Here is an 8,081-nt window from a genome sequence, read left to right as displayed (position 1 = left end):
TTGGAGATCATCGTGATAGAGAACCGCGGCAGGGACGTCAGTGCACTGCTGATCGGAGCGAAGGAGATCGTGCCGCGATACGAATATATCTGTTTTGCCCATGATAAAAGAGTGGTGCAGTTGAAACCGTGGACCCAAGGAGCGGGCTGGTCCTACAAATGTTTTGAGAGTGTCCTGAAGAACCGCCATGTGGTTAATAACATAGTCAGCAGGTTTGAAGAGAACCCTAGGCTTGGGATGCTGTCTCCTGCGCCGCCGAACCATGCAGGCTACTATTCACTGCTTGGGACGGAGTGGACTGAGAACTATGAGAAGGTGAAAGCGCTGTCGGAGGAGCTTGGGATGCATGTTCCGATGTCAGAGGAAAAAGAGCCGATAGCACCGATAGGGACGATCTTCTGGTTCAGGAGCAAATCGCTTGAAAAGCTTATGAAGGCTGGCTGGGGATATGAGGATTTCCCAGAAGAGCCAGCAGGCAGTGATGGCACATTGGCGCATGTGATCGAACGATTGTATCCGTTTGCCGTTCAGGATGCCGGATATTATCCCGCATGGGTATTCGATGATGAAGAAGCAGCACTGGAGGTTACCAATTTAACATATATGCTGCGCGGCCTGAACACTATCTTATATGATAATGGTGTTGGTGGTGCGAATTATTTGGATTCTTATACCAGGCTGGAAGAATTGCTGAAGGTGGGAGGAAAATATAGAAGTTTTCTTGATCCTGTTTTATATCTAAATTATGGAAGAGGATACAATGAAAATGAGGTACTCCATGCCTGTAATTGGGGAGAGAAAGATTCCTTGAGAGTGGATTTTAGATGGCCCGAGAACATGGGAGTGCCTCTCCGAGTACGTTTTGACCCTTGTGAAGAAGGAGGTATCAAGCTGAAATCAGTTAGTATACATCTGGTTTTCTCTTCGGGGCGAAAAAAACAGATTTTACTTGAAGATTGCGTTTGCAATGGAGTAGTGTCTGATGATGAGGTGCAATTTGAGAAACCAGACCCTTGGATAGACATTTCATGGAAAAGTTTTCGGAAGCCTATAGGATTAGAGATACGAGCTCAAGTAACATTCTGACAGAAGAGAAATATAAATGTGCAGATAAACCGTTTATGTTTGGATACTATGTTTTTACAGAGGAGAGTGGTAAAAGAAGATGAAGAAATATTTTGGCTTTGCTTTAGTGTTTTTCATAATGATGGTTTGTGGATTTGGTGCAGTTGTGACTGCCGAGGCAGAAGAAGTTGGAGATCTGAACCTGGGAAATTCACCTGAAATCATTATGAACGGGGGGAATATCGTAAGTGATGAAACTGGCGACACATATATAATAGATACGACAGATGGGATGTTGTATCATTATGAAAATGGCTCCCCGGCACTATTCAGTGAGGACAAAGCTTCTTATCTTAATCTTATTGATGATGAGCTTTTTTATGTTATATTACAGGATCAGACATATGTTGTCAAAAGGAGGAATTTAAATACTGGAGACTGTGACGATGTATATCAGACGTCAGATAAGATAGAACATATGCTGGTTTCAGGCCAGGGACAGATTTTTTATCTTTCGGATGGAGAAATATACTGTTATGATTTGACAGAACAGGAATTGGAGCTGGGATATCCAGATACGGGAATCAGTTCTTTTATTCCTGTAAATGCCGGATACATTTATAATAAGGGCAGGGTACCGGACTCTGATTTATATTATAATGGCAGCTTGGTAATGGAGGAAGTGAGCAGTTACTATCTTTCGGGTGAATATTTGATACTTGTTTCGAATGGGAAGACATACCAAGCTGATTTAGATGACCTGCAGCATGAAGAAAAACCGGTCAATGCAGTTGTTGCTTATAATGAAAAAACTTTCAGCGGTCCATCTGTTCTGCATATGGACAACGACGAAGGATGCAGCTATTGTGAAGAGCATTTAGATGAAGTGACGTTTTCTTTGAATACAGTTGCTTCACTCAGCTCTGGTGCGACTTCTGGAATAGAACAAGCTACAGAGCGACAAAAAAATATAGTCAAACGAGCGCGGCAAATGACGGAGGTTTACTGGACACCCTTAAAGGATATTGTCGGTTGGGACAGTAGTTACATATTTAAAAAAGATGTGACATATATGGGACTTCCTTATGGACAGCCTGTTGACGGAGTATTTGTGCCATGGGGAACTACTCTTTCTGGATTTGTGGCTGCCGTAAATAATGTTCAAAGTAAAATGTATACAGATTATGCTGAATATTCAGCGAGAGCCCCTTATTATTCTTGTGATTGCAGTTCTTTTGTATCGTGGGCATGGAATCTCAGCGGGAGAAGGACAACACAAGGTCTGCCAACTTATGGGGATAAAATAGCGTCACAGAGTATTTATAATGCTCAGATAGGTGATTCTTTTGTTTATCCGGGGAATCATGCGGTGCTGGTATCTGATATTGGATATGATGCTGGGGGAAATATTGTATATATCGATATAGCTGAGTCGACACCGCCAAAAACGAAGGTAACCAGATATGGTGCGGGAGGAAGCTCTTCTTTGACCGATCTGCAGTATCGTTATTTGCAGAATGGTTATACGATGTACCGCTTGAAAAGCCAATATACTGTATCATATACGCATGATTGCGCAGTGCCGATTGATGATTGGTGTGATAAATGTGGTATGCCAGAGACTCCGGTGATCACCGGGATTGAACAGACGGGTTCAGGCTCCATGATGCTTTCATGGAATCGTGTGGAAGGCGCAGATGCGTACGGTATTTTACGGTCTGAAACACAGAATGGAACGTATGATTATATTGCCGCTGCGTGGGAGGATTCCTATACGGACTATGGACTGGATTCAAGAAAGACTTATTATTACAAAGTGTTTGCAATGAGATACACGGGATCTGAATGGATAAGTGGTTTGCCTTCCGGTATAGTGAAATCAGATTTTTTAAAAGCGCCGGATAAACTGCAGGTAGCACCAGCTGGCGATCAAAACTTAAAGTTATCATGGTCAGCAGTTGATGGCGCTGATGTTTACGGAATCGCTCGTTCCGAAACTTCAAATGGTCCATTTGAATGGCTTGAGGCAGTAGGGGTAACGGAGTTTGTTGATTCGGGCAGAGAGCCGGGGAAAGTATACTATTATAGGGTTTATGCGTCCAGATATACAGATAGAGGCTGGATGAACGGACCTGACTCTGATGTGAAAGCTGGGATTGCGGAATTGCCGGCGGTTCAAAATGTGAGAACAGGTCCCGGCTCCGGAGTCCATTCAGTTAAGATTTCTTGGGATTCAGTGAAAAATGCGTCTATATATGGAATTATGCGTTCAGAACGGATTGATGGATCCTATCAATGGATTAATGCCGTCGATGGAACCTCTTATACGGATGAAAATCTGCAGCCAGGGAAAACTTACTATTATAAGATATATTCGAGTATTTATTTTGAAAATGAGTGGCACAATGGCGGAATTTCGGAAGGGGTTGCGGGAAGTATGATCGCTGCTCCAGAAAATGTACAAGTTGTCAGCTCTCAGGGGGAAGCTCTGAAATTAACCTGGGATGCAGTATCCGGTGCTTCTCAGTACGTTATTTATTGCTCGGACACTTGGAACGGAGCATTAGAAAGAATTGCGGTTGTCGATAAAAATGAATATGTACATAATGGTCTTAATGTAAATGATAAAAAATATTATGTGATACAGACCATGTGTATTGTAGACGGTGCGGGGGGAATCGGCGATCATACTGGATATGTGGAAGGAAAAGTAACAGCGCCTGCACCAACTATTCTATCTGCGGGGCCTGGAGCAGGACCTCACGCGGTAAAAATAGCGTGGTCAGCCGTCAATGGAGCAGATGTATACGGAATTATGCGTTCTGATTCGGAAAATGGTCCGTATGAATGGATTAATGCTGTAAATGCGTTATCTTATACGGATATGAACTTAAGTGTGAATAAGGAGTATTATTATAAGGTTTACGCAGCTAAACTGTCTGGCGGCGTGTGGATGAACGGAGAATCATCACAACCAGCAAAAGTTATGGTCTGCCCTGCGCCGGATGAGGTCTCGGTTCAATCAAGTGGAGACTCTTTAAAAGTTAAATGGTCAAAAGTTCAGGGGGCGTGGGGGTACTCAATCTATCGTGACGATGGAGCCGGACTTGTTTTGATTGCTTCAACGCAGCAATTGGAGTACAATGATACCGGATTGGAATTTGGAAGGACATATTCGTATGTGATTCAATCTATGGTGCTGGTTGACGGTCAATATGGATTGGGTGACAATACAATTCCTGTTGCCGGAGAATTGAAGGTAGGAGTACCTTCTAATATATCCGCAACAGCTAATGCGGATTCTCAGACAGTGGACTTGGCATGGAGTGCCGTTCCAGGCGTACAACTCTATGGTATTATGCGTGCTGAAAGTCCCGAAGGTCCATATACTTGGCTGAGTGCTACGTCTGACACTAATTATCGCGATACAGACTGCCGACCGGAAGAGGAATATTATTACCAAATATATGGCGCAATAATGTTAAGTAATGGATGGCTTAATGGAGAAATAAGCGAGGTGATTTCAGTTTCGGTGCCAAAGGCATCAAGGGCCCTGGGAGTTGATGTATCTCGTTATAACGGAGACGTTGACTGGTACAAAGTAAGTGAGACTCAGGTTGAGTTTGCAATGGTCAGGATTGGATACCGAAGAAATGCGGATGGAGTCATTATTGAGGATCCCTATGCAGCACAAAATATTCAGGGTGCATTAAATGCAGGTCTGGATGTTGGCGTATATTTTTTTTCCACTGCGGTGAATGAGGCAGAAGCTCAGGAAGAAGCAGAATGGGTTATAAATTACATAAAAAGTTATAATATTACTTATCCGGTAGCATTTGATTGTGAAGGATATGACGAAAAGACCAGTCGAATGTACGGTTTGACCGCGGGGCAACGCACAAATCATGCGGTAGTTTTCTTGGATGCGGTGGCGGGACAAGGTTATACGCCTTTAATGTACGGAAGCAAATACCACTTGGTAAATAGTTGGGATATAGCACAATTAGAACAACGGTGTCAAGTTTGGGTAGCGCAGTGGCCATCAACAGTACCGGTTTATCCTGCGATAGGAGAGACCACTTACAGCAGGCCATATGCAATGTGGCAGTATACAGACCGGGGCTCTGTTGATGGAATTACTGGAAATGTTGATATGGATGTATATTATTATTAAAAGGAGGGGAAGAAGATGAAGAGGAAACAAAAGCCGATATGGCTGATCATGGCTTTGATTTTGTGTTTGAGTTTGCAGAGTTTGTTGATTCATGCGGAAGGGATATCGCAAGAGACAAATCTGGGGACAACTGTGGAGACAACTCAGAATTCTGACAGTTCAGACATCCGTGCAGTATTGGATGCACCTTCAGGAATAAAGGCTGAGGTTAGAGATGGGACATCTGTGCGGATCAGTTGGGATGAAGTGTCTGGGGCGACTGCTTATATAGTATACCGCTGGAATGAGATGGAGAGTACCTGGGAGCGTTTGGATGCAATTTGGGGATTCAGCTATGTAGACAGTAATGTAGAGTTTGGAAAAAAATACTTGTATCGGGTACAGAGCATGAGCTATGCCGATGGGCAGTGGGGCGCCGGAGGATATAGCGAAGAAGCAGAGATTTTGGTGGCTTTAGGAGTTCCCACGGATGTGAACGCAACTTTTGAAAGTTCAGCAGTGAAACTAAGCTGGAAAACTGACGGTAGCGCGAGTGTATTTGGAATTATGCGCGCAGAACAAGAAGATGGCACATATCAGTGGCTGACAGCTGTGAATGGAGCAAGTACATATGTAGACTCAACGGCAGCATTTGATAAAACTTATTATTATAAAGTATATGCAGCGGCTTATACAGGAGGGGTGTGGTATAACGGTGACACATCTACAGCTGTCAGAATATATGTTCCTGATCCTTATGCATTGACAATGCCGGAGTCCCTTAATGTAGAAAACGAAAAAGATTCTTTGCTGATTAGTTGGGGACCGGCGTCTAATGCAACTGCTTATATAGTATATCGTTTCAATGATAAAGACAATGGTTGGGAGAGACTGGATGCAGTCTGGGCGACGGAGTATACAGATAAACAAGTAGACTTTAATAAAGAATATTTATACCGTGTTCAGAGTGTCCGCTATGTGAACGGGCAATGGGAAGGCGGACCATATAGCGAGCCAGTTGGGAAAAAATTGATTCCAACAGCACCGGTAAATGTAAACGTGACTTCTGGCTATGGTAATCAGGCATTAAAGGTAAGCTGGGATATAGTCGGAAAAGCAAATACATTTGGAATTATGCGTGCAGAAAATATGGATGGGCCTTATGAATGGCGAGGAGTAGTGACAGGCTCTAATAGTTTTGTAGAGGAAGGGCTTGAAGTCGGAAAAACATATTTTTATCAGGTGTATTCGACTTCTTATCTGAATGGCCAATGGTGCAATGGCATGACTTCAGTCGCGGCAGAAGGGCATATTCAGGCGGCACCTTCAGAAGTAAAAGTGCAGGCAGAGACGTTTACTTCAACACGGATAATATGGACGCCGGCATATGGGGCTTATGGGTATATGGTCTGGCGTATATCCGATGATGGGAACAATTGGATTGCATTAGGCAGTACGGGGCAGAACGAGTATATTGACACAAACTTGGATATTAATAGGACATACCAATATAAGATACAATCCCTGAATTATGTGGATGGAAGATGGGGTTACGCAGCTTATTCAAGCATTGCTGAGGGAAAACCAGGTATTGGTGTTCCGCAGCAAGTATCTGCCGTTCAGGACAGTAAAGAATACTATAGTATATATTTGACATGGAGACCAGTTGGCGGTGTTAATACATATGGTATTATGAGATCTGAACATGGAAAAGACATGTATGAGTGGATTGGTTCATCAAACGTGAACGGATTTGAGGATGGATCAGGGAATGCAGGTGCGCAATATGATTATAAAGTGTATGCCGCAGAATATAAAGATGGTGTGTGGTATAATGGTGAGTGCTCTGCTCCTATTACGATAACTGTTCGGGAGTGGGGAGGACCGCCTGTAATTTCAAACGTTAATATATCCTATTTAAGCGGACAGGGATATTATGTTTCATGTAACATAGCCGCATCCAATCCGATCAGTCAAGTAATCTTTCCAACTTGGACGACTAACGGCGGGCAGGATGATATAGTATGGCGGACGGGAACTGTAAATGGAGCTACAGCCGGTTGCTGGATATATTCGAGTGAACACAATTATGAAGTGGGACAGTACGAAACTTGTATTTATGCAGAAGATAGTACAGGAAAGCTTACTGGAACATGGTGTTCTGCAAATGTTCCTGTTTATTCCCATGGATCAGGTACAGGATGGTATGATACCAACGGCAGCCAGGGTGAACGTTTTTACCTTCTAAATGGGACTGCAGTAACCGGTTGGAAATATATAGGAGGCTTAAAATATTACTTCTATCCAAATGGTGTTTTATGCCAGGACGTAGATAATTTGATTGGTGTTCAGAGCAAATATATGATTAAAGTAAATAAACAAATGAATTGTGTGACCATTTATGCATCGGATGGGGCCAACGGTTATGTGATACCTGTTAAGTCAATGCTTTGTTCTACGGGAGATGATACTCCTTTAGGGACTTTTTATACCCCTCAAAAATACCGATGGAAATTGATGTACAATAATACTTGGGCACAGTTTGCTACTCGTCTGACGGCTGGAGAGGGCTTTTTGTTCCATTCTATTACCTATGAAACTACGAATAATCGGACACTCCTCACAGACGGATATAATGGACTCGGGGTGACTAGATCTGCTGGCTGTATACGTCTGCTGTGTAAGAATGCATATTGGATTTATTCACGTTGTTCTCTGGGGACTAAGGTGATTGTATACAATAGCAGTAATCCGGGGCCTTTTTACAGGCCAATATTGGTACCGATACCTTCAAATCAGAGATATGACCCTACGGACCCGTTTCTGTAAACTTTCCATAAAGTGTTAAGATTATTCTATAGCG

Annotated in this window: 3 protein-coding genes; all 3 read left to right on the top strand. The window is 43.1% G+C overall.

Annotation, left to right across the window (positions count from 1 at the left end):
- The coding region (locus LQE92_RS05795) for a rhamnan synthesis F family protein (protein ID WP_231062050.1) at nucleotides 1-1,086 on the top strand (1,086 nt) is incomplete at its 5' end.
- Between the two features lie 79 nt (nucleotides 1,087-1,165).
- Nucleotides 1,166-5,239, top strand: a complete 4,074-nt coding sequence (locus LQE92_RS05790) for a GH25 family lysozyme (protein WP_231062049.1) — start codon at nucleotides 1,166-1,168, stop codon at nucleotides 5,237-5,239.
- 15 nt (nucleotides 5,240-5,254) lie between these two features.
- Entirely contained in the window at nucleotides 5,255-8,047 is a 2,793-nt protein-coding gene (locus LQE92_RS05785) for a L,D-transpeptidase family protein (protein ID WP_231062048.1), read from the top strand.
- Nucleotides 8,048-8,081 lie beyond the last annotated feature (34 nt).

The sequence above is a fragment of the Lientehia hominis genome, assembly GCF_021044755.1.
GTDB lineage: Bacteria > Bacillota > Clostridia > Lachnospirales > Lachnospiraceae > Lientehia > Lientehia hominis.
The sequence above is the reverse complement of the archived record's forward strand: the minus strand, read 5'-3'. Positions and strand labels throughout refer to the sequence as shown.

What these genes read in the sequence shown, in the direction of transcription:
- LQE92_RS05790 (WP_231062049.1), top strand. Translation starts at nt 1,166, where the DNA reads ATGAAGAAATATTTTGGCTTTGCTTTAGTGTTTTTCATAATGATGGTT.
- LQE92_RS05785 (WP_231062048.1), top strand. Translation starts at nt 5,255, where the DNA reads ATGAAGAGGAAACAAAAGCCGATATGGCTGATCATGGCTTTGATTTTG.